This is a genomic window from Stenotrophomonas maltophilia (genome assembly GCF_047782825.1).
Taxonomy (GTDB): Bacteria; Pseudomonadota; Gammaproteobacteria; order Xanthomonadales; family Xanthomonadaceae; genus Stenotrophomonas.
The window spans coordinates 1,850,843-1,876,027 of record NZ_CP180589.1; the positions used below are offsets into that span (position 1 = coordinate 1,850,843).

Annotated in this window: 20 protein-coding genes and 1 tRNA gene; 6 read left to right on the plus strand and 15 right to left on the minus strand. The window is 65.5% G+C overall.

Features of this window, described 5'->3' with window-relative positions; all coding sequences use genetic code 11:
* Positions 1-48: 48 nt before the first annotated feature.
* Complete coding sequence (locus ACM2ZB_RS08575) at positions 49-1,905, minus strand: ATP-binding protein (RefSeq protein ID WP_416058168.1); 1,857 nt, start codon at positions 1,903-1,905, stop codon at positions 49-51.
* A 300-nt stretch (positions 1,906-2,205) separates the two neighbouring features.
* Complete coding sequence (gene radA / locus ACM2ZB_RS08580) at positions 2,206-3,585, minus strand: DNA repair protein RadA (protein WP_313435450.1); 1,380 nt, start codon at positions 3,583-3,585, stop codon at positions 2,206-2,208.
* A gap of 203 nt (positions 3,586-3,788) precedes the next feature.
* Between radA and ACM2ZB_RS08585 the strand changes: the two genes are divergently transcribed.
* Positions 3,789-5,846, plus strand: a complete 2,058-nt coding sequence (locus ACM2ZB_RS08585; RefSeq protein WP_313435448.1) for a putative bifunctional diguanylate cyclase/phosphodiesterase — start codon at positions 3,789-3,791, stop codon at positions 5,844-5,846.
* 145 nt (positions 5,847-5,991) lie between these two features.
* Here the strand turns inward: ACM2ZB_RS08585 and cyoD are convergent, their stop codons facing one another.
* Genes cyoD through cyoA form a run of 4 tightly spaced genes read right to left on the minus strand, consistent with a single transcriptional unit; the run spans position 5,992 to position 10,011 of the window.
* Positions 5,992-6,333 carry a cytochrome o ubiquinol oxidase subunit IV gene (gene cyoD, locus ACM2ZB_RS08590; RefSeq protein WP_108768202.1) on the minus strand — a complete coding sequence of 114 codons (342 nt, stop codon included), beginning with the start codon at positions 6,331-6,333 and terminating at the stop codon, positions 5,992-5,994.
* The gene (gene cyoC, locus ACM2ZB_RS08595; protein ID WP_108760122.1) at positions 6,333-6,971 is read right to left on the minus strand and encodes a cytochrome o ubiquinol oxidase subunit III; all 639 of its coding nucleotides are present in this window, start codon (positions 6,969-6,971) and stop codon (positions 6,333-6,335) included. Before cyoC ends, cyoD begins: the two co-directional genes overlap by 1 nt.
* Positions 6,968-8,965 carry a cytochrome o ubiquinol oxidase subunit I gene (cyoB, locus tag ACM2ZB_RS08600; protein ID WP_324808972.1) on the minus strand — a complete coding sequence of 666 codons (1,998 nt, stop codon included), beginning with the start codon at positions 8,963-8,965 and terminating at the stop codon, positions 6,968-6,970. Before cyoB ends, cyoC begins: the two co-directional genes overlap by 4 nt.
* 2 nt (positions 8,966-8,967) lie before the next feature.
* Positions 8,968-10,011 (minus strand): ubiquinol oxidase subunit II, encoded by a 1,044-nt coding sequence (cyoA, locus tag ACM2ZB_RS08605; RefSeq protein ID WP_416058169.1) that lies wholly within the window; start codon positions 10,009-10,011, stop codon positions 8,968-8,970.
* 805 nt (positions 10,012-10,816) lie between these two features.
* Between cyoA and ACM2ZB_RS08610 the strand changes: the two genes are divergently transcribed.
* Entirely contained in the window at positions 10,817-11,185 is a 369-nt protein-coding gene (locus ACM2ZB_RS08610; protein ID WP_416058170.1) for a hypothetical protein, read from the plus strand.
* The gene (locus ACM2ZB_RS08615) at positions 11,185-11,502 is read left to right on the plus strand and encodes a hypothetical protein (protein WP_416058171.1); all 318 of its coding nucleotides are present in this window, start codon (positions 11,185-11,187) and stop codon (positions 11,500-11,502) included. The genes ACM2ZB_RS08610 and ACM2ZB_RS08615 overlap by 1 nt, the downstream gene beginning before the upstream one ends.
* Positions 11,503-11,589: 87 nt before the next feature.
* On the opposite strand, the gene ACM2ZB_RS08620 is transcribed toward ACM2ZB_RS08615, so the two are convergent.
* The 8 genes from ACM2ZB_RS08620 to ACM2ZB_RS08655 all read right to left on the minus strand — a co-directional run bounded on the left by ACM2ZB_RS08620 (position 11,590) and on the right by ACM2ZB_RS08655 (position 19,823).
* Entirely contained in the window at positions 11,590-12,831 is a 1,242-nt protein-coding gene (locus tag ACM2ZB_RS08620; RefSeq protein ID WP_416058172.1) for a hypothetical protein, read from the minus strand.
* A gap of 122 nt (positions 12,832-12,953) precedes the next feature.
* A complete protein-coding gene (locus ACM2ZB_RS08625; protein WP_416058173.1) occupies positions 12,954-13,610 on the minus strand; it encodes a hypothetical protein in 657 nt (218 codons plus the stop codon).
* On the minus strand, positions 13,523-14,209 hold the full coding sequence (locus ACM2ZB_RS08630; RefSeq protein WP_416058174.1) for a hypothetical protein: 687 nt from the start codon (positions 14,207-14,209) through the stop codon (positions 13,523-13,525). Before ACM2ZB_RS08630 ends, ACM2ZB_RS08625 begins: the two co-directional genes overlap by 88 nt.
* Positions 14,210-14,302: 93 nt before the next feature.
* On the minus strand, positions 14,303-14,644 hold the full coding sequence (locus ACM2ZB_RS08635) for a hypothetical protein (RefSeq protein ID WP_416058175.1): 342 nt from the start codon (positions 14,642-14,644) through the stop codon (positions 14,303-14,305).
* Positions 14,645-14,919: 275 nt separating this feature from the next.
* Complete coding sequence (locus tag ACM2ZB_RS08640; protein ID WP_416058176.1) at positions 14,920-15,393, minus strand: hypothetical protein; 474 nt, start codon at positions 15,391-15,393, stop codon at positions 14,920-14,922.
* A gap of 353 nt (positions 15,394-15,746) precedes the next feature.
* Positions 15,747-15,822: transfer RNA gene (locus ACM2ZB_RS08645), tRNA-Thr, on the minus strand.
* A gap of 36 nt (positions 15,823-15,858) precedes the next feature.
* Positions 15,859-16,863 carry a 2-hydroxyacid dehydrogenase gene (locus ACM2ZB_RS08650; protein ID WP_416058177.1) on the minus strand — a complete coding sequence of 335 codons (1,005 nt, stop codon included), beginning with the start codon at positions 16,861-16,863 and terminating at the stop codon, positions 15,859-15,861.
* A 74-nt stretch (positions 16,864-16,937) separates the two neighbouring features.
* Positions 16,938-19,823 (minus strand): autotransporter domain-containing protein, encoded by a 2,886-nt coding sequence (locus ACM2ZB_RS08655; protein ID WP_416058178.1) that lies wholly within the window; start codon positions 19,821-19,823, stop codon positions 16,938-16,940.
* 267 nt (positions 19,824-20,090) lie between these two features.
* Between ACM2ZB_RS08655 and ACM2ZB_RS08660 the strand changes: the two genes are divergently transcribed.
* From ACM2ZB_RS08660 to ACM2ZB_RS08670, 3 genes are read left to right on the plus strand one after another with little or no spacing between them, the layout of a single operon-like run.
* Positions 20,091-20,591, plus strand: coding sequence for an RNA polymerase sigma factor (locus tag ACM2ZB_RS08660; protein ID WP_416058179.1), 501 nt, complete (start codon positions 20,091-20,093; stop codon positions 20,589-20,591).
* Entirely contained in the window at positions 20,588-21,556 is a 969-nt protein-coding gene (locus ACM2ZB_RS08665) for a FecR family protein (RefSeq protein ID WP_416058180.1), read from the plus strand. Before ACM2ZB_RS08660 ends, ACM2ZB_RS08665 begins: the two co-directional genes overlap by 4 nt.
* A gap of 11 nt (positions 21,557-21,567) precedes the next feature.
* Positions 21,568-24,342, plus strand: coding sequence for a TonB-dependent receptor plug domain-containing protein (locus tag ACM2ZB_RS08670; protein WP_416058181.1), 2,775 nt, complete (start codon positions 21,568-21,570; stop codon positions 24,340-24,342).
* A 325-nt stretch (positions 24,343-24,667) separates the two neighbouring features.
* Here ACM2ZB_RS08670 and ACM2ZB_RS08675 read toward each other — a convergent pair whose 3' ends face one another.
* Positions 24,668-25,174, minus strand: a complete 507-nt coding sequence (locus ACM2ZB_RS08675) for a hypothetical protein (RefSeq protein WP_416058182.1) — start codon at positions 25,172-25,174, stop codon at positions 24,668-24,670.
* Positions 25,175-25,185 lie beyond the last annotated feature (11 nt).

The following is a 25,185-nucleotide window of genomic DNA, read 5'->3' on the forward strand; positions in this document are numbered from 1 at the left end:
GGTTGATGCTCCTGTCTAGCGAAGGCTGGATGAGAAAGGGAGCGGTGCTCAGCGCAGCATCTGCTGCAGGGCACCGGCAATATCGGTGAAGGCGCCATTGAGATCGGGTGCCGGCGCGGCGGCGTCGCGTGACAGCGGCCGCCCCTGTGCGGAAACGATGATCTTCAGCGAACGCAGCAGGCGTGCGGCGGCCGGGGCCTGTGCATGCCCGTCGCGCTGGGCCTGCAGCAGTGCCTGCACTGCCGGGTTGTCCAGGTTGAGGTACAGCCGCGACGGCGCGCGCGCCTCGATGCGTGCGGTGAACTGGCGGGCCAGGCGCAGTGCGGCCATCGACACGCGCTTGTCGTTCTCGTCGTCTTCCAGGCGCTGCTTCAGCTCGGCCTCGCGGTCGGGCACCACCACCACCGGCAGCGCTTCGGGGCTGAAACGTGCCGGCAGCAACTGCTCGCCATCGCCCAGGTGTTCGCGCAGCCAGGCAAGCTGGGCCTCGTCCAGGCTGTCATCGGTGCGGAACAGCGCGCGGTTGCCCTGTTCGGTGCCCAGTTCCACCAGGCGCAGGCCCTTGGCCTGGGTCCAGCGGCGCAGGAACGGCACCACCGCGTAGCGATGGCCGTGCGCGACCGGCACACCCATCGCGCGGAACAGCATTTCCTCGAAGCCGCCACCATTGTCCAGGATCACGTGCACGGCGCCGCGCGCGGGCAGCGCACTGGCCGGCAGGTCACCCTGCGAGGTGGGCACGCGCACGTGCTCCAGCAGCAGCTCGAACAGGCGTTCATCGCACAGCGCCGCACCCAGCAGCGCCTCGTTGTGGCGGGTCAGCACACGCCGCCAGGCTTCGGGCTGCTGGCGGGCGACATCGGCCAGTCCATCGATCAGCGCTTCCAGCAGCGCATGCTGCACGGCCCGGTAGTGGTCGTCGCGCTGCAGGTCTTCGCGGCTGGCGGTGGGCGTCAACCGCGAGGATTCGATCACCCCGCCGATGAAGCCGGCCCACGGCGGCAGCAGATCACGCGCATCGTCATCCAACAGCATGCCGCGCACGAACACCGACAGGTTGCGGTTGTCGCTGGTGCCGTAGGTGGCGCCGTCCTGCACCCACAGCAGGCCGGTGGCATCGCTGTCGGCATCGGCGCGCAGCGGCACGGTCACGATGGGCTCGAAATCATGTTCGAAGCGCGCGGCGAACTGCAGCGCCTGGCGGCGGGCCTGCACCGGGTGCAGGGCCACTTCGCCCTGCCCGCGCCACGGCGGCGGTTCGGGGTTGATGGCCTCGGCGGCCGCGCCGATGAAGATCGGTTCGGACAGCAGCGCGCAGTAGCGGCCCAGCACTTCGTACAAGCGTGCTTCGTTGGCCAGCGGCAGGAAATCCGGGTGCAGCTCCAGTTCCACCTCGGTGCCGATGTCACGCGCCGGCACTTCGCTCACCGTGTACTGCTCGGCGTTGCTGGATACGTACAGGTGGCCCAGTTCCGGCGTCTGGTAGGACGTGGTGCGCACGCTTACCCGCCGCGCCAGCACGAAGGCCGACAGGAAGCCCAGGCCGAACATGCCGATCAGGCCGTCCTGGTCATCGCCGGCCTGGCGCAGGCCGCGGGTGTAACCCACGCCCACCGTGGCCAGATAATCGTGGATCTCCTGACGGGTCAGGCCAGCGCCGGTATCGGTGATGCGCAGCACGCCGGCCGCGGCATCCACCTGCACGGCAATGCGCGAGGGCACCTCGGTGCCCGGTTGTTCGATGCGGCGGCGGATGATCGAGTCATGCGCGTTCTGCACCAGCTCGCGCAGGGCCACCATCGGGGTGGAATACAGGTGCTTGCCCAGCACCGTCATCAGTCCATTGAGATCGACCCCTGCGCGACGGATTTCGGCGGCGGGGGTGCTGAGCGTCGGGTCCTGCATGTAATCGGTTACTCCTTGCCACACAAGGCGCCACGGGGCGCCATCGTCAAGCCGGGAAAACTAGCACAGGGAAGCTGACCGTTGCTGCATCGGACGCTGCGCTTGGCCTTTTGCAGCGTCGAGCCATGCTCGACTGCTTTTCCGCTTTTGTGTAGAGCCGAGCCCATGCTCGGCTGCTTCTCCGCCAAGAGCAGCCGAGCATGGCTCGGCTCTACAAAGGGCGAACAGCAGCCGAGCATGGCTCGGCTCTACAAAGGGCGAACAGCAGCCGAGCGTCGGCTCGGCTCTACCAAAGCCGCGTCACGCGGCGTCGATGGCCTCGGACAGGCGCTCGACCGCGATCACCTCCATGCCCTTCACGCTGCCGCCCTTGGGGGCGTTGGCCTTGGGTACGATGGCGCGCTTGAAGCCGTGGGTGGCCGCCTCGCGCAGGCGGTCTTCGCCATTGGGCACCGGGCGGATTTCGCCGGACAGGCCCACTTCGCCGAAGGCAATGGTCTTTTCCGCCAGCGGCCGGTCCTGCAGCGACGACAGCACGGCCAGCAGCACCGGCAGATCGGCGGCGGTTTCCTGCACGCGGATGCCGCCCACCACATTCACGAACACGTCCTGGTCGCCCACCAGCACACCGCCATGGCGGTGCAGCACCGCCAGCAGCATGGCCAGGCGGTTCTGCTCCAGGCCTACCGCCACACGCCGCGGGTTGGACAGCGGCGAGGCATCGACCAGCGCCTGCACTTCCACCAGCAGCGGCCGCGTACCCTCGCGGGTGACCATTACGCAGCTGCCCGGCTGGTGGGTGCTGGCCCCGGACAGGAAGATGGCCGACGGGTTGGACACTTCCTTCAGGCCCTTGTCGCCCATGGCGAACACGCCCAGTTCGTTCACCGCACCGAAGCGGTTCTTGAACGCGCGCAACAGGCGGAAGCGGCTGCCGCTCTCGCCTTCGAAATAAAGCACCGCATCGACCATGTGTTCGAGCACGCGCGGGCCGGCAATGCCGCCTTCCTTGGTCACGTGGCCCACCAGGAACACAGCGGTGCCGGTTTCCTTGGCGAAGCGCACCAGCCGCGCGGCGCTTTCGCGCACCTGGCTGACCGAGCCGGGGGCGGCGGTGAGGGTTTCGGTCCACAGGGTCTGCACCGAGTCGGCCACGATCAGGCGCGGGCCCGCCTTGGCGGCGTGCTGCAGGATGGATTCCACGCCGGTTTCGGCCAGTGCGTTCACCCCGTCCAGCGGCAGTTCCAGGCGGTGCGCGCGGCCGGCCACCTGGGCCAGCGATTCCTCGCCGGTGACATACAGCACCGGCAGCACGGCAGCCATCTTCGCCACCGCCTGCAGCAGCAGGGTGGACTTGCCGATGCCCGGGTCGCCGCCGACCAGCACCACCGCACCCTCCACCAGGCCACCGCCCAGCACCCGGTCGAACTCGCCGATGCCGGTACTGACCCGGCGGTGCTCGGTCTGCTCCACATCCTTCAGCGCGGTGATCTTGGGAGGATCGATCTTGCCGGCCCAGCCGGCCCGGCGCGAGGCCGGCGCCTTGGCCGCCGCTGCGCTTTCCAGCACGATTTCCGACAGCGAATTCCAAGCGTTGCACTCGGTGCACTGGCCCTGCCACTTGCTGTACTCGGCGCCGCATTCGTTGCAGACGTAGGCAGTGAGGCGGGCTTTGGCCATGGGGCAGGACATCGGTGCGGGGGAAGGTGAACGAGGATAGCCGAGGCCGGTCGCAGGCGCTGCGACCCGATCACGGAGCTGGCCGGGTCGTGACATCTCCAAATATGAGATGAACATCACACTTTTGTGCGCTAAGGTTCAGCGCCCCGCGGCCGCTATAGTCCGCGCCGCCACGCCCCTCCCCCGCTCATGAAGGACCCTCAATGACTGGCACCTACAGCCAGAGTCTGGTTGTTTTCTCGCTGCTGGTTGCCATCCTTGCGTCCTATACCGCGCTGGACATGGCCGGCCGCCTGGCCACCACTCAGGGCCGGGTGGCCCGCTGGTGGCTGACCGGCGGCGCCACGGCCATGGGTCTGGGCATCTGGTCGATGCACTTCGTGGGCATGCTGGCCTTCGACCTGCCGATTCCGATCGGCTACGACATGGCCATCACCCTGTATTCGCTGGCGGTGTCGATCGCCGCATCGGCCTATGCGCTGTGGCTGGTATCGCGGCCACAGCTGCCGCGCCGCCGCCTGCTGGCCGGGGCCGTGCTGATGGGCCTGGGCATCGCCACCATGCACTACCTGGGCATGGCCGCCATGCGCATGCAGCCGGGCATCGATTACGACCCGCTGTGGTTCACCGCCTCGATCCTGATCGCCATCGGCGCGGCCGGCGCCGCGCTGTGGATCGCCTTCCGCCTGCGCAAGGAAGGTGAGCGTACCTTCCGCCTGCGCCTGCTGGCCTCACTGGTGATGGGCCTGGCCATCGTCGGCATGCACTACACCGGCATGGCCGCCGCGCGCTTCCCGGAAGGCAGCATCTGCGGTGCCGTGGTGGCCGGTGGCATCGACAGCCGCTGGCTGGCGGTGCTGGTGATCGTCACCACCCTGGGCACCATCGGCATCGCCCTGGTCGCTTCGCTGTTCGACCGGCAGATGCGCGAGCGCACCGGGCTGCTGGCCGAATCGCTGGAAAAGGCCAACGACAAGCTGCTGCAGGCCGCCCTGCACGACCCGCTCACCCAGCTGCCCAACCGCATGCTGCTGCAGGATCGTATCGAGCAGTCCATCGAGAAGGCGCGCCGCCGCGGCCATCTGCTGGCGGTGATGTTCTTCGATCTGGACGGTTTCAAGGCGGTGAACGATGCCTACGGCCACCAGCTGGGCGACCGCCTGCTGGTGCGCATGAGCGAACGCGTGGGCGATCTGCTGCGCCCGCAGGACACGTTCGCACGGCTGGGCGGCGACGAGTTCGTGATCGTGCTGGCCATTGATGAGCCCGACGATGCCGTGGTGGTGGCCGAGCGCATCATCGCCGCGGTGGGCGAACCGTTCCTGATCGACGCGGCCGAGCTGCAGGTGAGCGCCAGCCTGGGCATCGCCTTGTACCCGGACGATGCCACCACCGAGCGCGACCTGATGGCGCATGCCGATGCGGCGATGTACCACACCAAGGAAGCCGGCCGTAACGGCTATACCTTCTTCACCCCGTCGATGCAGGTCAGCGCCAACCGCCAGCTGCGCCTGCTGCAGGACCTGCGCCGCGCCGCTGATCGCGGCGAACTGCGCCTGCACTACCAGCCCAAGTTCGTTGCGGCCGGTACGCCGGCCACCGGCGCCGAAGCGCTGCTACGCTGGCAGCACCCGGAACTGGGCATGCTGGGCCCGGATGTATTCATTCCCATTGCCGAACGCAGCGGGCTGATCCTGCCCATTGGCGATTGGGTGCTGGACCAGGCCTGCGCGCAGCTGCGCGCCTGGCACGATGCCGGCCACGAGGAATGGACGATGGCGGTGAACCTTTCGCCGCTGCAGTTCTCCTCCCCTGCCCTGCTGGACAGCGTGCGCGAGGTGCTGGAGCGCCACGGCATCGCGCCGCAGCGGCTGACGCTGGAGATCACCGAAACCACGGCCATGAAGGATGTCGAGGCCAGCCTGGCCATCCTCAACGACCTGACCGCGATGGGCGTGCATATCGCCATCGATGATTTCGGCACCGGCTATTCCAGCCTGCTGTACCTGAAGCGCATGCCGGCCACCGAACTGAAGATCGACCGCGCCTTCGTGCGCGACCTGGAGCAGAACGCCGAGGACGCGGCCATCGTGTCGTCCATCGTGGCGCTGGGGCGTTCGCTGCAGTTGCAGGTGGTGGCCGAGGGCGTGGAAACACCGGCGCAGCAGGATTACCTGAGAGGGCTGGGCTGCGACCAGCTGCAGGGCTACCACCTGGGCCGGCCGATGGAACCGGACGAGTTCCTGCGCAAGGTGGGGTGAGGCGGGGTCGGATCCCTTTCCGCAGGAAAGGGCTCTGACCCCAGTCGTGCGCGAAAGGCATCCACGCATGGCGTGGATCTACTACCGCCCCAAACAAAAAGGCCGCCCGAGGGCGGCCTTTCTGCGTGGCAACGTCGCGAAGACGTCAGTGCATCATGTGCACGTTCATGTTGTGCATGACCCACAGGGTACCGACCACGATGATGCCGATCACCACGATGGTGAAGGCCGCAGCGTTGACGTTCCAGCGGCTTTCCGAAGAGCGGTCCAGGTGCAGGAAGAACACCAGGTGGACCAGCATCTGCAGCACCGCGGTAACCGCGATGACCACACCGCAGACAGTGCGCGAGAAATCACCCGACATCACCACCCAGAACGGGATGACGGTCAGCACCACCGCCAGCACGAAGCCGATCAGGTAGGACTTGACGCTGCCGTGGCTTTCGCCGCCGGCTGCGTGGTCGTGTGCATGGTTGTCATGTGCCATTACAGCGCTCCATTGAGGTAGACGACGGAGAACACGCCGATCCAGATGAGATCCAGGAAGTGCCAGAACAGGCTCAGGCACGCCATGCGGGTCTTGTTGGTCGGGGTCAGGCCGTACTTCTTCAGCTGCACGAACATCACCAGCAGCCACAGCAGGCCGGCGCTGACGTGCAGGCCGTGGGTACCGACCAGGGCGAAGAACGCCGACAGGAAGGCACTGCGGTCCGGACCGTAGCCCTGATGGATCAGGTGATGGAATTCATAGACTTCCATGCACATGAAGCCGAAGCCCAGCAACCAGGTGACCGCCAGCCACAGGAACATCTGGCCGACCTGCTTGCGGTGCATGGCGATCATGCCCAGGCCGAAGGTCAGCGACGAGGTCAGCAGCAGCGCGGTTTCCCACGCCACGAACGGCAGTTCGAACAGGTCCTTCGGACCCGGGCCGCCGTCGGTACCGCCGGCCAGCACCACGTAGGTGGCGAACAGCGAGGCGAAGATGAGGCAGTCGCTCATCAGGTACACCCAGAAACCGAAGACGGTGTTGCCGCCGGTGTCGTGGTGCTCGTGGTCGTCATGGCCATGGGCCGCCGCTTGCGCGGCGTGCCCGTGGCTCAGGGTCGAGGTATTGGTGCTCATGCCTTCAGCTCCGACTTCACCAGGCCCTGGGATTCCAGGTGCTTGCGGTGTTCGTTCTCGATGCGTTCCACCTCGGCGGCCGGGACCCAGTAGTCCACGTCCTGGTCGAAGGTGCGGTAGATGAACGTGGCGATCATGCCGACGAAGCCAATGATGGCCAGCCACCAGATGTGCCAGATCATCGCGAAGCCGAACACCAGACTGAAGGCGCCGATCACCACACCGGTGCCGGTGTTGCGCGGCATGTGGATATCGGTGTACTTGGCCGGCTTCGGCCAGGCTTCACCACGCTGCTTGCGCTCCCAGAAATCGTCCAGTTCGGTGACTTCCGGCAGGGTGCCGAAGTTGTAGAAGGCCGGCGGCGAAGAGGTTTCCCACTCCAGCGTACGGGCATCCCACGGGTCGCCGGTGAGGTCGGCAGTCTTCTTGCGGTCGCGGATGGACACGGCCACCTGGATGATCTGGCACAGGATGCCCGCACCCACGATGAAGGCGCCCACGGCAGCAACCAGCAGGAACGGCTCGTAGGCCGGGTTCACGGTGCTCTGCAGGCGACGGGTCATGCCCATGAAGCCCAGCACGTACATCGGCATGAAGGTCACGTAGAAGCCGATGAACCAGCACCAGAACGCGCACTTGCCCCAGAACTCGTTCAGGCGGAAGCCGAACATCTTCGGCCACCAGTAGGTGATGCCGGCGAACATGCCGAACACCACGCCGCCGATGATGACGTTGTGGAAGTGGGCGATCAGGAACAGGCTGTTGTGCAGCACGAAGTCGATGGCCGGGATCGCCAGCATCACGCCGGTCATGCCGCCGATGGTGAAGGTGACCATGAAGCCGATGGTCCACAGCACGGGCGTGGTGAACTGCACGCGACCGCGGAACATGGTGAACAGCCAGTTGAAGATCTTCACGCCGGTGGGGATCGAAATGATCATCGTCGTGATGCCGAAGAAGGCATTGACGTTGGCACCCGAGCCCATGGTGAAGAAGTGGTGCAGCCACACGATGAACGACAGCACGCCGATGCAGGCGGTGGCGTAGACCATGCCCTTGTAGCCGAACAGTGCCTTGCGCGAGAAGGTCGCGATGACTTCGGAGAACACACCGAACGCCGGCAGGACCAGGATGTACACCTCCGGGTGACCCCAGATCCAGATCAGGTTGATGTACAGCATGGCGTTGCCGCCACCATCATTGGTGAAGAAGTGCGTACCCAGGTAACGGTCCAGGGTGAGCAGCACCAGGGTGATGGTCAGCACCGGGAAGGCGGCGACGATCAGCACGTTGGTCACCAGCGCAGTCCAGGTGAACACCGGCATCTGCATCAGCTTCATGCTGGGGGTACGCATCTTCAGGATGGTAATGAAGAAGTTGATACCGCTCAGCGTGGTACCCAGACCGGCTACCTGCAGGCCCCATATGTAGTAGTCCATACCTACATTGTTGCTGTACTCGATGCCCGACAAGGGTGGGAAGGCCAGCCAGCCGGTGGCGGCGAATTCACCGATCCACAGCGACAGCATGATCAGCACCGCACCGGACACGAACAGCCAGAAGCTGAGCGAGTTGACGAACGGGAACGCGACGTCGCGCGCACCGATCTGCAGCGGCACGGCCAGGTTCATCAGGCCGGTGATGAGCGGCATCGCCACGAAGAAGATCATGATCACGCCGTGGGCGGTGAAGATCTGGTCGTAGTGGTGCGGCGGCAGGTAACCCTCGGACCCGCCGACGGCGATGGCCTGCTGGGTACGCATCATGATGGCGTCGGAGAAACCGCGCAGCAGCATGACGAAGGCGACGATGAGGTACATCACGCCGATCTTCTTGTGGTCCACCGAGGTGAACCACTCCTTCCACAGATAGCCCCACAGCTTGAACTTGGTGACCAGGGCCATGACGCCCAGGCCACCCAGCACCGCGCCGACCAAGGTGGTCAGCACGATCGGATCGTGGGGGATCGACTCAAGAGAGAGTTTTCCCAACATGTTCATTCTCCCGAACCCGCGTGGCCTTCATGGCCCGCGTGTTCGTGTTCTTCGGTGGCGTCCAGGTTCTTCCCGGATTCCTTGGAGTCATGCGCGTCCATCGGGGCGTGCCCCTCGTGCGCTTCATGGCTGGCCGCATCTGCCGCAGCAGCACCCGCGTGGGAATGCTTCATGCCGTAGTGCTTGTTGTCACCCATGTGCTTGGCGATGACCCAGTCGAACAGGCCTTCTTCGCTCTTGCCGTAATAGGTAACCGGGTACCACTCGGAGTTCTTCGCTTCGCCCAGGGCCTTGAAGGTGGCCTTGTCCAGGGTCTGCTCGCCGGCGCGGACCTGGTCCAGCCACTGGCGGTACTGCGCATCGGTGACCGAATAGGCAGTGAAATGCATCTTGGCAAAGCCCAGGCCGCTGTAGTGCGAGGACATGCCCGGGAATTCACCCAGTTCGTTGGCGATCAGGTGGAGCTTGGTCTCCATTGCCGCCATCGAATAGATCATGCTGCCCAGGTGCGGGATGAAGAAGGCATTCATCACCGTATCGGAGGTGATCTCGAAGTTCAGCGGGGTGTTGACCGGGAACTTGATCTCGTTGACGACCGCGATCTTCTCTTCCGGGTAGATGAACAGCCACTTCCAGTCCAGCGAGATCGCCTGGATGGTGACCGGCTTCACGTCCGATTCCAGAGGCTTGTACGGATCCAGCGCGTGCGAGGACCGCCAGGTCAGCACCGCCAGGACCAGCACGATCATGCAGGGGATCGACCACACCACCACCTCGATCGCCGTCGAGTGGGACCACTTCGGCTCGTAGCGGGCCTTGGTGTTGGAGGCGCGATACTTCCACGCGAAGGTCAGGGTCATGATGATGACCGGGATGACGACCAGCAGCATGAGCACGGTAGCCGTGATCAGCAGGGTCTTCTCATCCTGGCCGATCTGGCCCTTCGGACTGAGGATGGCCACCGCATCGCAACCGGTGAGCATCACCAGCAACGACAGCAGCAGGCCCGGGCGCAACCAGCGCCCAAGGGTTTTCAACGGAATCATCGGTCGATCCAATTGCGAGGGAATGCCGTTCCCCGTCCTGCCCGCTCCGGCCAAAGCCGGTCCCGCCTGCGGTTGAGACAGGCAGTGAGGTGGGGTCGAGTCAGCCTTTCAATTTTAGGCCGTCACGCATCATTTAAGAAGGGCATTGACAATGATCCAGCGCAGGAAGTGGCCGGATATCGCTGCGACACGTTGTCGCACCGCGCGCAGGCGGGGGGCAGATCGCCCGTGTGCGGCAGCTTGCCACAGGTGGTGGCGGGCGGTGGCGCCGGAATCGGCAAAGATGGATGAATGCATTCAGCTTTGCTGGACCCACTGAACCACGGTTTGGGTGGGGCTGTCGCGATCAACGTGTGTCTGCAGGGGGTGCAGGCGCCGCGCCCTGGATGCGCCAACTGACGCATTTGGCCACCCCGCACCGGGCGCACCCAGGGCAACGCCTTGTACGGCGGGCGTTTGCGGGCAACCACCTGCGTGCCAAACTATGCTGGAAGCGTAAGACAGCCCCGCCCATTCACTGCCCGAACGTGGCAGCCGCGGCCGGGATGTGCACACCATGGCATGCCACTTACAACGAGTGGCCGGGTCGGCAAAACCCGAGGATCGATGGTTCTTTACGCTTGTCAGCCGGCGTCACCTCTGCGTGGCGCCGGCTGGCAATCCGTCCGCGTTCTTTGGCGGGCGGTGCGTGGGGGTGCGTGCTTGCATGCGCCCGCCGGTTTCCATCGATCACCGGTTTTTGCCGCCACGCACCGTCCGCCACCTTCCCGGTGGCGCTGCTGTCTGTCCTGCACGGAGCACTGCCATGCACGCATCGGAATATCTTGACCTCAACGCCCGCCCCGACCCGGCCAATGCCGAGAGCCTGGGCGAACCTGGCACCAACCCCACCGCCTTCATTTCCACCCTGCGCAGCATCCAGGCCGGCGCCGCCGCCGATGGCCGCCCGTGGCCGGAACGCCACCTGCAGCCCGGGCGCCGCATGGAACTGGCCGACGCCGACTGCGCGCTGGCCGGCCTGACCGTGGTGCAGGAAATGCTGCTGGCGGCCGAGCGAACCCGGCAGAACGGCCCCGCCCAGGAATATGTAGGCGAGCGCGCAATGGAGGGCATGATGATGGCCTGCCTGGCCCTGACCGCGCAGATCACCGCCTGCCTGCACGTGCGCAGCTAGTGCGCCGCCGCTTTTCCAGGGTGCTGCTGGCATGGACCACCTCGCTGCTGATCGTGGTACTGGGCGTGGTGGTTGCGGACAGGTCTCTGCCTGATGCACGGCTTAAGGTGACTGCTTACCGGCAGTTGTCCGATCTGGAGTTTCTTCAACTGCAGGAGGAAATGCGCCTGCTGGTGCAACAGGAGAACGCGGCTGGCCCGCAGGAATTCAAAATGACCAGCTCGGCGACGTACTTCGAGATCCACCAGAATGGCGAGCCCGTCATTCTGGTGGATAACTCGGCAGGCCGTTCGTTGATGATCGTGTTTGGCCAATAGTGCCGCAGGGTTTCAGAGCGCCCTCGCCTTCAGGGGCGGGGCCACTGCTCGTTCTGAAGCGACTTCGCAGGGGGCCGACGCTGAATCTTACCGGTCCTTTGAAATACGCGGCGGGGCGTACTCGAACCGCATCTCACGGCGCCCTTCGCCCACCACGGGCAACGCGGAATCGGTTTCCACACAGCCCAGACGTTGGCTCACGCGAGCGTCCGCGGGCACATCCCCACAGGTGCCGGAACTGACAATATCCAGCTGCGGCAGCAGCACCCCGGCGAATTCCTCAAGTTCGCGCCGCGCCTTCTTCCGGCTCGCCGTGGATGTCTCAACGCTGTAACGCAGCTTGATGGCGTACAGGCGGTCCACTGCCAGGATCATCACCGAGCTGTACTGCTTGCCATCGCGATGGAAGCCGAAGTCCATCGCGCTCGCTTCCAGATGGTCCGAACCACCCTCGCCCAACGCGGGAACAGTGAAGCGCAGTGAATCGATACGGGACATGTCATCCTTGCGTGCCATCGCCCCTTTGCGGGCCTCCAGCAGGCCGCTCCGCTCACTTTCCACCAAGCGTGCACGCTCGTGCGGCTCCAGCCTGCCCACCGGATAGAAGTACACGTCGATCCACCCGTGCTCCCTGCCATCCCGCTGATAGCGGACCGAGGCGCCTGCGCCGACGCTGTCATAGCGGCGCTCCCCAACGGCCTTCCAGTCGGCAACCTGCACGGGATAGACCACACTGGTGGCACGCAGCACGCCGCCCAGGAACGGCGGCGGCGAAGATGCCGCACCGTCGCCGCACTCCGCCTTCACCACAGGCGCAAGATGCGTGCGCAGCGTGCCGGCCTTCTGCTGGGCTGCCAGCACGTCCATCGCGGGGAACTGCCAGGTGGAGTCGGCCGCCACGAAGGCCTGGTACGCCCTGATCGCGCTTTCCACGCCGGCGACCTGCCGGCTGAGTTCGTCGCCCTCGCTGCCGTGGTCAATCTGGTACGCCAGATTGCCGAAGCTCTGCTGAATCAGCAGATCCAGACCGAGCACGACAGGCTCTTTGGGCTCATCCGGCAGATCCGGCAACCCCATGACGTCACAGATGGTCACCTGGTAATCCGGCGTTTCCACCAACCAGCGCAACATCGCCTTGCGCAGATCCACGGCGCCGGGCTGCCGGGGCGATGCCTCCAGCGACCGCGTCTGGCCTACGAAGCTGGTCGCATCCACCGCGTGCGCGGCCACCGGCTGCGGCTGCGGCTGTGGGGTTTCGGGCGCCGCGCATGCCAGCGGCGGCAGCGCCGCCGAGAAGCTGATGACCGCCAGCAAGGCGAGGCGACGCACTGCATTCCCTGGTGCCATGGTCCACGATCCCTGTAGCCGCGCGGCGCGGCGTGCCGGCGCAGCGTAGCAGGCGGGGATTCACGGCGACAGCGGGAGTGGTATTCGGGTGGCTACCGGGTGGTTTATCCCTCGGGGCCGGCCGCAATCTTCCCGCGCCGTATTCCTTCGGGGCCCGGGTCGATGACGGTGATCCAGGCGGCGACGTCGCCGTCTGAGACAGGCAGGAACATTCCCGCTTTCAGAACCAGCGACTGCGCGGCCAAGTCTTCCACTGTGCCGGTCAGGTTGAGCCTCAGGTAGCCATCGGGGTCTCGGTTGTTGAAGTCCACGAATATGCTGGGCATGGGGTACGCCAGAAGCATGGGGATCACCAGCTCCTCGCCCTCCACCAGACGCCCTTCGCCGAGCATGTGCGCGGATTCCCAGGCAATGAGCCGCCCGGCTTCATCCAGCGAACGGGTCGATGTAAGTGCCAGGAGCTCCAACAACTCTGATCGATCGAGCCGATCATGCTCGAACAGCCAACGAACAACGCGCAGGTGAAATCCCGGATCATGGCTCGACACAGCATAGTTGCGCACGATCCAGACTGCGGCGCGAATCAGCGCCTCTGGCTCGGGCTGCGACAGGTATGCGTCGATGTCGCGCTCGATACCCAAGGGCACCTTGATGGAACCCGACCAGTAGGCATTCAGCTGATGCGGAGTGAGGCCCTTGGTGCCGCCGAGAAGCGTGCTCTCGAGCAGATCGGTGAGGAAGCGGTAGTCGTGCTGTTCCATAAGTCGCTGGTGACCTGCTTCGGCATGTTGGGGCGGACGTCGATCTTGAGGCCGGTCATCTGCTCAAGATTTCTGATCGCAGGCTTCAAACGCTCCACCTGGGCACCGTCGCCCTCGATGTCGACCAGCACCCGCTCCTCGCCCGGGAATGCAGTCGTCCCGGTGATGCCTGGCAGAGTGCTGTAAAGAAGTGGTCTGTACCGGGACAGGATGGCGAGGAACTCGTCTTGGGTGTACTTGTGGCCCACATCGAACACCACGCGGGTTGATCCGCTCGCGGTCGTAATCGTGCGACCGGCCACAGGAGCATCCCCCTTGAGCTGCACCAGAATATGTTGATCTGGCGCGCCTTCGATCGACAGTTCAGTGAGACGCGCGGTGAACTCGACGCGCAGTGCTTCGATATCAGGGGCCAACTCGCCTTGGATTGCCAGGCGCGTGACTGCATCAGCAACTGAGACCGAAGGATGTTCACGCACGTAGCTTTGAGCAAGAAGCTGCAGCTCCCTGCCTTCATCCGAGTCGGCATGCGGCGCTTGCGCCAGGGCGCAGGTAGATACAAGAAGCGCTGCCGAACAGCCTAGAACCTTCCATTGCATGCGACTTCTCCTGTGCTCACGCCACTTCCTTGCGGAGTTGAATTTTCCTGGACAGTCATCCCGCGAAGCATCACCCGATCTCCCGCACCGACGTCACGCTGACCAGCAGTACAACGGACTTCCAAAAATGCCGTGCGCTCCAAGCTGTTCGGGCCTTGGCCCCCAAAAGACATAGAACCGATCCTCCTTCGCCCGATAGACCAACCAGCGCCCTCCCCGCTTGGCGACGCACATCCCAGAGATCTCTTCACCATCGTCAAATCCCGGAATACCTGGTGCCAATACCACCGCAGACAGTTCAAATGGCTCACATGCATTCAGCCTGATGTCATTCGCAAGTTCTTCAAGATATTCGCTCGGATTCACGCCAGAATCGATATAGACATCGGAGCCACCGGCTAGGCGCGACTCCAATAAATCAATTAGATCGCTCATAGGCCTGACCTCTCTGGCGGCGAAGGAGGCTTGGGGTGATGTATTGTCTCATGAGGATTTTCACCATTCTCCTGAATATCGATTCGAGGGCCAAAGCTCGCCTTTCCTGGTCGATAGACAGAACCAACACGAACTCGGTTCTGCGCCAACTCGCCCCAGGAGTCCATCACCACGCCAGCGAAGCTGTTGTATCGACACGATCGTCGGCAAAGGCCTGGCACGTAATGACATAGGTCAGTTGCGCCTTACCAGCCCTCCTCTGACCCTTCACTTGCTCACCACAGCTCACGAATTGGCCCCTTTTCGGCATCAAAGAAGAAGCGCGTCTTTTGATCACTAACGGGATCATAGCCACAAGAAACGTGACCTACATCCGCAACTCTGGAAATTTCCATGGAGGCATGATGCAACTCATCAAGCACATCCACGGATTCACATTTGAGATCGGAATCCAGAAAATGAAGGAAAACATCAAAGCTTCCGTCAAACATCAAAACACGGATCAAAGGATTTACTACTCTCACACCTCCAATCTTCACACCATCGACATTGAGACTAACGCAGCCAGAGTTAGGCGCCGCGCCCTCAAGTATTTCGAGCGCACTACCGCGCCAAGAACCGAGGTCCAGACCTGGGCTCTCACTAGCGGCAACCGAACTCAAGATCGATTCACTCAAAATCCTTTCGACCAAGCTATCCAAGCTGTTCCTTGGAACCCCTTCAAATAGCAGATCAATCAAATCACTCATTGGTCGATAAACCCCTTGAATGTGCCGCCAATGTTGACGCAGGCTCCTCACCCATCTTCGAGTGACTTCTCGAGAACGTTAACACCCTTCTCATTGGGGGCCACTTTAAAGCCCCCCCGGGCCTCTTACTATCTCCCTGAAGTGCTTCATCGCTTGATCATTCCAGGTTGACGCTGCCCCGGTCATTTTTCCCCAGAAGGGAAGCCGGCGGAGCGAGTGGGTCGCGAGGTTCGGAAATCCTTGGCTGCCAGCCATGGGCTGGCACTACGGGTTGCCGGCCAGCGGCCGGCACTACCATCGGCGAAGCCGCCCAAACAAAAAGCCCCGACCAAGGCCGGGGCTTTTCATACAACTGGTGCCGGAAACAGGAGTCGAACCTGCGACCTACGCATTACGAATGCGCCGCTCTACCAACTGAGCTATTCCGGCTGAGCAGGCGATTTTACGGGCAGCCCACCCCGCCGGTCAATCCGCCCCTACCCGGTTGGCACATGCCCGCCCGGCGGCGAAATCGGCCAGATTGCCCAGGGTGATGGCTGAGATCTCCTGCAGCGCCTCCACGGTGAAGAAGCCCTGGTGGCCGGTCACCAGCACGTTGGGGAAGGTCATCAGGCGCTGGAAGGCCTCATCGTCGATGATTTCGCCGGACAGGTCCTGGAAGAACAGCGCGCTTTCCTGTTCGTATACGTCAATGGCCAGGTGGCCCAGCCGCCGCGACTTCAGCGCGCGGATCACCGCATGGGTATCCACCAGCCCGCCACGCGAGGTGTTGACCAGCATGGCGCCGGGCTTCATCCGCGCCAGCGAGGCGTCGTTGATGAGGTGCTGGGTGTCCGGCGTCAGCGGGCAATGCAGCGACACGATGTCCGCGCGCGCCAGCAGTTCGTCCAGGCCCACCCGCTCGCCCACCCCAACGAAATCCGCCGATGGGTATGGGTCATGGCCGAGCAGCGTACAGCCCATGCCACGGAAGATGCGCGCGGTGGCCAGGCCGATCTTGCCGGTGCCCACAATGCCCACGGTGTGGCCATGCAGGGTGCGGCCCAGCAGGCCATCCAACATGAAGTTGCCTTCGCGCACGCGGTTGTAGGCGCGGTGGGTCTGCCGGTTGAGGGTCATCACCAGCGCCAGCGCGTGTTCGGCCACGGCTTCGGGCGAATAGGCCGGCACGCGGGCGACGAACAGGCCCAGAAGCGCGGCCTCGGCCAGGTCGACATTGTTGAAACCGGCGCAACGCAGCAGCACCGCGCGCACGCCCAGTGCATGCAGTGCCTGCAGCACGGCCGCATCCAGGCGGTCGTTGACGAACACACAGACGGCGGCGCAATCCTGCGCCAGCGCAGCGGTATGCACCTCCAGCGCGGCATCGAAGTAGACGAACTGGAAGCCCTGCCCGGCGCCCTCGCGCGTATTGGCTTCTTCCAGGAAGCGGCGGTCGTAGGGACGGGCACTGAACACGGCAATCTGCATGGGCGGGCCTGCACGGGAATCCTGCGCAGACCATAGCGCACCGGCGGCGGTCCTGCCGCCGGTGCGCCCTTTACTCAGAACGCGTAGCCCAGGCCCAGCATCACGCCGTTCTGCACCTGGCCGTCGCGGCGCTCACCCACGTAGTCCACCATCACCGACAGGCGGTCGCTGGCGCGGCTGGTCACACCCAGGTTCCAGGCCAGAACCTGCTCGCCCAGCGTCTGGCTGCTGCTGCCGAACACCAGGTCCGGGGCGGCGGCGAAGCCGGTGCTGTAGCGGGCCTGGGTGTCGCCCAGTTCCTTCTGCCAGACCACGCGCGCGCGCGGGGTGATGCGCTCGCCGTTGCTGCCGTTGAAGGTTTTGAACAGCTGCAGGCCGGCGCCCACGCGGATGCTTTCCAGGCTGCCGCCACGGCCAGCCAGGGCACCCGCGCCCTGCCCTTCGTTGAAGCGCGTGGCCGAGGTGCGTGCGTAGTCGACCACCGGCAGCAGCGGCTGCAGCACCAGGCCGTTGCCGGTGGTGAAGCTGAAGCCGTGCTCCAAACGCGCGGAAATCGCATCGTTGTTGTACTTGGCGCGCAGGGCATCATCCAGACCATCGATACCGGCAATGCTGCGGCGGGTGTCATGGCGCAGATCGGTATAGCGCACCGCTGCGGAGAGATAACCGCGTGCATAGGTGGCATCAATGTAGCCACCGATATCCAGCGCGCGCACATCACCGGTGAAACCGGAGCCGTCGCGGGCCTTGGTCGACATGTCCGCTGCGGCCACGCTCACGCCCAGGCTCACGCGGTCATCGGCCACGCGCGTATCGGCACCCAGCACGATGCCGCCCACGGTGTGGCTCAGCCCTGCCACGCCACCTTCGCCATCGATGCGTCCATGGCTGCCGAAGCCGCGGCCCCAGAAACCATGCTGGCGCGTAGTGCCACCGAAGTCGGTACCGCCGGTGGCGCCCTGCGCGGCGGGCTCCACCAGGTGCATGGCCAACTGGTTGAACAGGCTGCCGTTGGCCATGCCCGGCTGTGCCGAGGCGGCCTGTGCGGCCTGCGCGGCCAGGCCACCGGCATCGCCGCTGCCACTGCGCAGGCCGGCCTGGTGCTGGCTGACCACGTTGCCGATGCTGCCCAGCAGGGCGTTGTCGGCCAGGCGCAGGCTGGCATGCACATCACCGCGCAGGGCACCGGCCTGCTGCGCGATCACATCGCGGTCGGCGAACTGCAGCGCGCCCAGCAGCGACTTCAGGCCTGCATCCTGGCGCTCACCTGCCGCAGCCAGGGCAACGCCCAGGCTCTGGTTGCCATTGCTGGCGGTCAGCTGGGCCAGCTGGTCGAAGCCGGGGTTGGCGGTGAGCGACAGGCCGTCTTCGCTCTGGTGGATGTTGAAGCTGAGCAGCGAGTTGTGGCGCGGGCGGAACACTTCATTGCCGGCGATGCTGGCGCTGTACGTGGTGTCGCCCAGGCGCACGGCGTCGCTGAAGCCATCTTCGTAGATTGGGCCGGTGACCAGCTCACGGCTGTAATTGCCGGCATAGAAGCCCTGCGCGACATTCAGTTCCAGGTGCGCGCCGGGCGAAATCACCAGCGCGCCCTCGTTCTGCCCGCCATCGAAGAAGCTGCCCACGCGCAGGCGACCGGCCGCGGTGCCACCGGCGTCGGTGACATCGAACAGCACTTTGCCGCCGGGCATGATGTTGACGTAGCCGTGGGTGACCAGATCGCCGCCGCGCGGCATCAGCGTGCCGTACACGCGCAGTCGGTTGAAGCCATCTTCGCGGAACGAGGGGCCGCTGCCGTCCAGCAGCGCATCCGAATCGGTGGCGGCCGAGGCGATATCGCCGTGGCCCACCACCATGCCGCCAGCCATCACCCGCAGTTCCGGGGCCCGCAGTGCGCCGCCTTCCAGGGCGATGGTGCCGCCGTCGACCAGCATGAAATCCGCGCCGGTGGTGGCCGAGGTGCGCCAGGTGCCCCCCTGGGTCACGCGGATCACGCCGGCCGAATCGCCCAGCGTGGAGGCATCCAGATCGGCCAGGCGCAGGCGCGACAGCAGATTGGCCTGGATGTCGGCGTCGTTCAGGTAATCCTGCACCGAGAACGGGCCGATGCCGTTGGGGCCACGGCCGGCGGCGTTGTAGATGGCCACCGCCAGGTTGATGTAGGTGTTGGCATCGCCATTGGCCCAGCGCGCGATATCGGCATCGACAAAGGCCTGCAGCTGCCGCGCGGTGCGCAGGTAGCCGGGGTTGATGTCACCGCTGACGTTGCCGGTCACCGCCAGGGTATCGCCCGGGTTGCGGTAGCCGGCCTGGGTGATGATCTTGTTGCTGTAGATGTCCTGGCCGGGGAAGGTCTGCAGGCTGCGGCCGCTGCCATCGGGATCGAAGCTGACCGATGCGCCATTGGTGCGGGCCGGATCGCGGAACACCAGCAGCCCGTTGGGCGCCACCACTTCATACATGGCCTTGTGCAGCAGGCCGGCATCCATGCCACCGCCGTAGTTGCCGGTGTAGATCTGGGTCATGCGCGGCGAAGGGGTGTAGGTGATGCGGCCGCCGCTGCTGGCGGCGTGGATCTGCACCGAGTCGACCAGCGGCAGATCGCCGGCCAGATAACGGTTGACGCCACCGGACTGCATGATCGAGCAGGACGAGATGCAGTGGCCGGACACGATGGTGTTCAGCCCGTTGCTGCGGATCACGCCCTGCAGCCACTCGCCGGCAATCAGCGCGCCACCGTTGGATGTGCGCAGCACCACTTCGCGGATCGGGCGGCCTTCGGCCTGTGCCTTGGCCAGCAGTGCCGGCAGCGCGACCACGTCGGCCACGGTCACGCCGCCACTGAGGACGATGCGATCGCCCTGCACGTGATAGTTCATCGCCGCGGCGTTGCCGATCGCGCCCATTGTCGCGATACCCACCAGGCCCGCCAGGGCGATGCTCAACTTCGAATGCTTCATTGCGGTCTCTCTCTCCACCCGCACCACGCGGGACGAGAGCAGAACGCAGCAGGGCGGCCATCTCCCCCAGTCAGCGGCAGGGTAAAAACTGAATGCATTCACAATGAAATGTCGCAAATACCACGGTCTTTCCCTTCCGGTCATCGTCGCGTAAAACTCGATGAAGCGTCCGCCACCGTCGTTCGAGGCCCTCCCCTGTCCGCCCCGTCCCCCCAGATCCGCGATGCACCGGACCCGACCGGCGTTGCGGATGTTTTCATCGCCTTCGTGCGCGAGGAACGCGCGCCGTTATGCGCTTTCCTGCGCGGGCGCGGCGTCGGCCCGGACGATGCCGAGGACATTGCGCAGGACTGCATGGAGCGGCTGATCCGCTACCGCGGGCACGATGTGGAAGCGCTGCGCCTGCTGCTGTACCGCATCGCCCGCAACCGCCTGGCCGACCGTGGCCGCTCGCCGCAGGCCCGCCCCCACCTGCCGCTGGCCGAACGCGATGGCAACGAAGAGGCCACCGGCACTTCTCCGGATCCGCTGCGTCAGGCAGAATCCGGGCAGATGATCGCCCTGCTGCGACAGGCATTGTTCAAGCTGCCCGAACGTGCCCGCGAGGTGTACCTGCTCAACCGCATCACCGGCATGAGCTATACACAGATCGCCCGGCATTGCGGCATCACCGCCAAGACGGTGGAAAAACACATCGCCCGTGCCCTGCAGGGCCTGCGCAAGGAGCTGGGCACCAATCCTCTCCACACTGATGGAGATAGTGAATGACCCGCAACGCATACAAGGACGACACGTTGCCGTTTGAACGCGCAAGCGCCTGGGTGGCCCGCCTGGAGGCCACCGACTGCACCTCGATCGAGCGCGAGGCCTTCGAGGATTGGCTGGCCGAGGATCCTGCCAACGTCACCGCCTGGGTACAGGCCGAGAAGCTGCACCAGCGCAGCGCCGGCCTGGCCGCTGACCCGTGGGTGCGCACCGCGGCCGCCCGTACCGCGCGCCTGCCGCAACGGCGCTGGCTGCCTTCGGCGGCCGCCGCCGCCGGCATCTGCCTGGCCGTGGGCGTGGGCTGGATGCTGTACACCGATGGCAACCCGTCGCCGCAGATCTATGCCAACGCCAGCCACATGCCGCAGACGCGCACGCTGGCCGACGGCAGCATCGCCACGCTGGATGCGGGCACCACGCTGAGTGCCCGTTTCGGCTGGCGCAAGCGCGAACTGGAACTGCAGCGCGGCCGCGTGCAGCTGGAAGTCGCCGCCTCCTCGCGCTCGCTGCGCGTGCAGGCGGGCGGCAGCAGCATCCGCGATATCGGTACCACCTTCCAGGTGGAACGCCTGGACGACGGCCGGGTGGAAGTGGCCCTGCTGGAAGGCGCGGTGGAAGTGACCAGCGGCAGCGCGCAGCACACGCTGTCGCCGGGCCAGCAGCTGCAGGTGCTGGCCAACGGCCGCATCCAGCCGGGCCCGCAGCTGGCCACCACCGCCGCCGCCGAAGCCTGGCCGCAGGGCAAGCTGGTGTTCGATGCCACGCCGCTGTCCACCGTGGTCGAGCGCATGAACCGCTATGGCAGCACGCCGCTGGTGATTGCCGATCCGGATATTGCCGATCTGGCCGTGAGCGGTACCTTCCGCGCCGGTGATGCCAACGAACTGCTGTCCGCCCTGGAGCTGGGGTGGTCCATCGCAGGCCAGACGCGCAAGGATGGCGCGCTGGAACTGCGCCGCACGTACTGAGGCGGGCGCCGATGCCCGCCCCCGGGGCGCTGCGCCAGGGCCTGCTGGCCCTGTTGTGCATTGCCCTGGCCAGCGGCACCGGGGCGGCCGCCCCTGCCGCGCCAGCCACTGCCGAATACCGCATCGCCGCCGGCCCGCTGGTGCCGGCCCTGCAGCAGTGGGCGCGGCAGAGCGGCGTATCCCTGCTGTTCGACGCCCGCGAACTGGCCGATCTGCGCACCGATGGCACGCAGGGCCCGCAGGACCCCGCCGCCGCCTTGAAACACCTGGTGGCCGGCAAGCCGGTCAACATCCTGCGAACCTCCAGCGGCGCCTTCGTGCTGCGCCGCCACGCCGTGGCCACGCCCGCACCTGCCGCCCCGGCGCGTGCCCCGCTGCCGCCCCGGCCGGCGGGCCCGGGCGAGGTGGAACTGGCGCCGATCCACGTGACCGGCAGCCGCCTGCCGCGCACCTCGGTGCAGACCACCCTGCCGGTGGCGGTGATCGAGCGCGAGGACATCCTGCGCAGCGGCTACGGCACCCTGTTCGATCTGCTGCGCCACCTGCCGGGCATGAACGGCCACCCGCCACTGAGCACCTCGCGCGGTGGCGATTCGCTGTACCTGCCGGTAGGCGCGGCGGCCACCACCAGCCTGGACGGCATGGGCCCGCGCGCCACCCTTTTCCTGGTGAACGGCCGGCGCCTGCCGCGCTACCCCATGGTGTCGCTGGAAGAAGGTGGCCTGACCGATCTGGGCGGCATTCCGCTCAGCTTCGTTGAACGCATCGAGCTGGTGCGCGGTGGCGCGTCGGCCATCTATGGTGCTGATGCCATGTCCGGGGTGGTCAACATCATCCTGCGCGACCAGGCCGACGGGCCGGAAGCCACCCTGCAGACCGGCGTGAGCAGCCGTGACGATGGCGACCAGTACCGCGTGCAGGCCGCCACCGGTGGCGTGCGCGAGGGCGGCGACCGCTGGTTCGCCGGCATCGACCTGCACCGCTTGAGCCATGTGGCGGGCGACCGCCGCGCCTGGCATGCCGAAACATCGCTGTACCCGATCGGCCTGATCCTGGCCAATGGCGATTACTACCCCGCCACCGAATGCCACCCACCGCTGCTGGAGGACGACGAGGGCTGCTGGTATGACAGCGCGCGCCCGCGTTCGCTGCAGCCGGCATCGGACACGCTGTCGGGCTATCTGCGCTACCGCCACGAGCGCGGCGAAGGGCGCTACGCCTATGTCGAAGCGCGCGCCAGCCACAACCGCCAGCGCTTCGACCTGGGGCCGACAGCGGTGGCGCTCAACTTCAACCGCGGCGCCATCCTGAACGTGGTGCTGCAGGAAGGCGGCGACGTGCGCCCGCGCGTGCGCTCCAGCGAAGGCGACCTGAGCGTTGGCATCGGCCGTGAGCGACCCGGCCGCAGCTGGGACGCCGGGCTCAGCGCGCAGCGCAACCAGGTGGACCTGCGCACCGATGGCACGGTGCTCAGCGAGCGCCTGCTGGAAGCCGCGCGCACCCTCGATTTCCTGCCCGGCTTTTCCACGTTGCCGCCCGGCCTGGCCGAGGAACTGTTCCCGGCCATCCGCAACCGCGGGCGTACCGAACAATGGCAGGGCTGGTGGGGCGTGCAGCGCGAGCTGATGGCCCTGCCCGGCGGCAAGGCACAGCTGGCCACCGGCATCGACCTGCGCCACGAACGCTGGACGTCCCTGCCCGATCCGCTGCTGGGCAAGGGCGAGCTGGCACTGGGCATGCCGCTGGACCAACGGCGGCTGTCGCGGCAGAGCAGCGCCGCCTACGCCGAAGTAGGCCTGCCGCTGGCATCCACGCTGCGCCTGGATGTGGCCGCGCGGGTGGACCGCGACGGCGGCGATACCGCGTTTTCACCGCGCGCGGGCCTGCGCTGGAGCCCCAGCCCACACTGGTCGTTCCTGCTGGCCAGTGGCCGCGGCTACCGCGCGCCCAGCCTGTTCGAGAAGCGGCGGCCACCGGCCTACTTCGGCCTGCTGGCCCTGCCCGCATCGGACACGCTGCCACCGTGCGCGCGGCCGCTGCGCGAAGGCGGCTGCGCCGTGGAAGTGAACGTGGTGGAGAACGATGCACTGCGCGCGGAAACCTCGCGCAGCCATTCGCTGGCGGCCAGCTGGACGCCGACCGACACGTTCTCGCTGTCGCTGACCCACAACATCGTTGAACTGCGCAATGAAATCCTCGCCCTGCAGCCGGGGGATGCGCTGTGGAATCCCGATACCTGGGAACTGGACGACCAGGGCCGCCTGCGCGACCTGCGCCTGTCCTTCGACAACATCGGCCGCACCACCTCGCGCAACTGGGTGCTGCGCGGCGAATACCGCGTCGACGCCGGCCGTGACGGGCAGTGGCTGTTCTCGCTGGACGGCCTGAAGCAGCAGGAACTGCGCCGCGACCGCGCACATGGGCCGTCGGTGGACCTGCGCGGCCACGCCACGCCGGAAGTGGCCGGCATCCTCAACGTGCAATGGCAGAACCCATCGTGGGACATCGCCCTGCGTGGCAACCGCGTGGGCCGCACGCGCGCGTGGCTGGCCGGCGAAGACTGCCCGCAGGACCAGCGCGAAGAACGCCGCTGCATGAACCCCGCGCAGCTGCGCTGGAACCTGCACGTGGCGCGCAAGCTGAGCCCGCGTGTGATTGCCGCGCTGGACGTGCACAACCTGCTGGACACTCAGCCGGTGAACCATTTGGTGGGCAGCGGCGGGCAGATGCCCGGGCTGGATGATCCGCTGGGCCGCTATTTCCTGCTGACCCTGCAGTTCCGCTGACACGCTTTTTGTAGAGCCGAGCCATGCTCGGCTGATGCATTTGTAGAGCCGAGCCATGCTCGGCTGATGCACTTGTAGAGCCGAGCCATGCTCGGCTGATGCACTTGTAGAGCCGAGCCATGCTCGGCTGATGCATTTGTAGCGCCGAGCCATGCTCGGCTGATGCACTTGTAGAGCCGAGCCATGCTCGGCTGATGCATTTGTGAAGCCGAGCCATGCTCGGCTGATGCATTTGTAGCGCCGAGCCATGCTCGGCTGATGCTGGAGAAGCAGTCGAGCATGGCTCGACTCTACAAAAGCGAAGTCGAGCGCCCTGCCGTGCGGGTCAAGCCTCCCAGTACTTGGCCCCTTGGGCCTCATGAAACCGGGATAGAAATTCCAGAAGCGAACTCGCTGCTTCGGGCCAGTCTTCTCGTCTATTCAATGGCAGACAAACCAGCACACGACCAGATGCAACCATCACAAGTAACTCCGAGTCCCCGTAGAAGCGGCCAAATACGACATCGCCATCCCTGCAATCCAATGGACGCAAATCGGAAAGGGCCGCTGTTTGAATGTGCGCTTCCTTTGCATCCAATAGCTCAACACCCCATTGGCCAAATCGCTCGTCCTTGAAAAGGTCGGCCGAAGCGCACAAACCCCAGAACGCGAGCAACTGCGTATTGCCGCGCGGGAATCGCCTTGATGCCTCGTCCGCGCCGCTGCGTTCCACGAAGGAAGAACGGAGCGGGAACGGGCATTCGCCTTTCGGATGCACGGCAACCCGAGGCTGGGTCCAGCCAGCGCGGATGGTGTCGATGATCGCAACCAATGCACCGATTTCAGTATCCATCAGAAGATCAT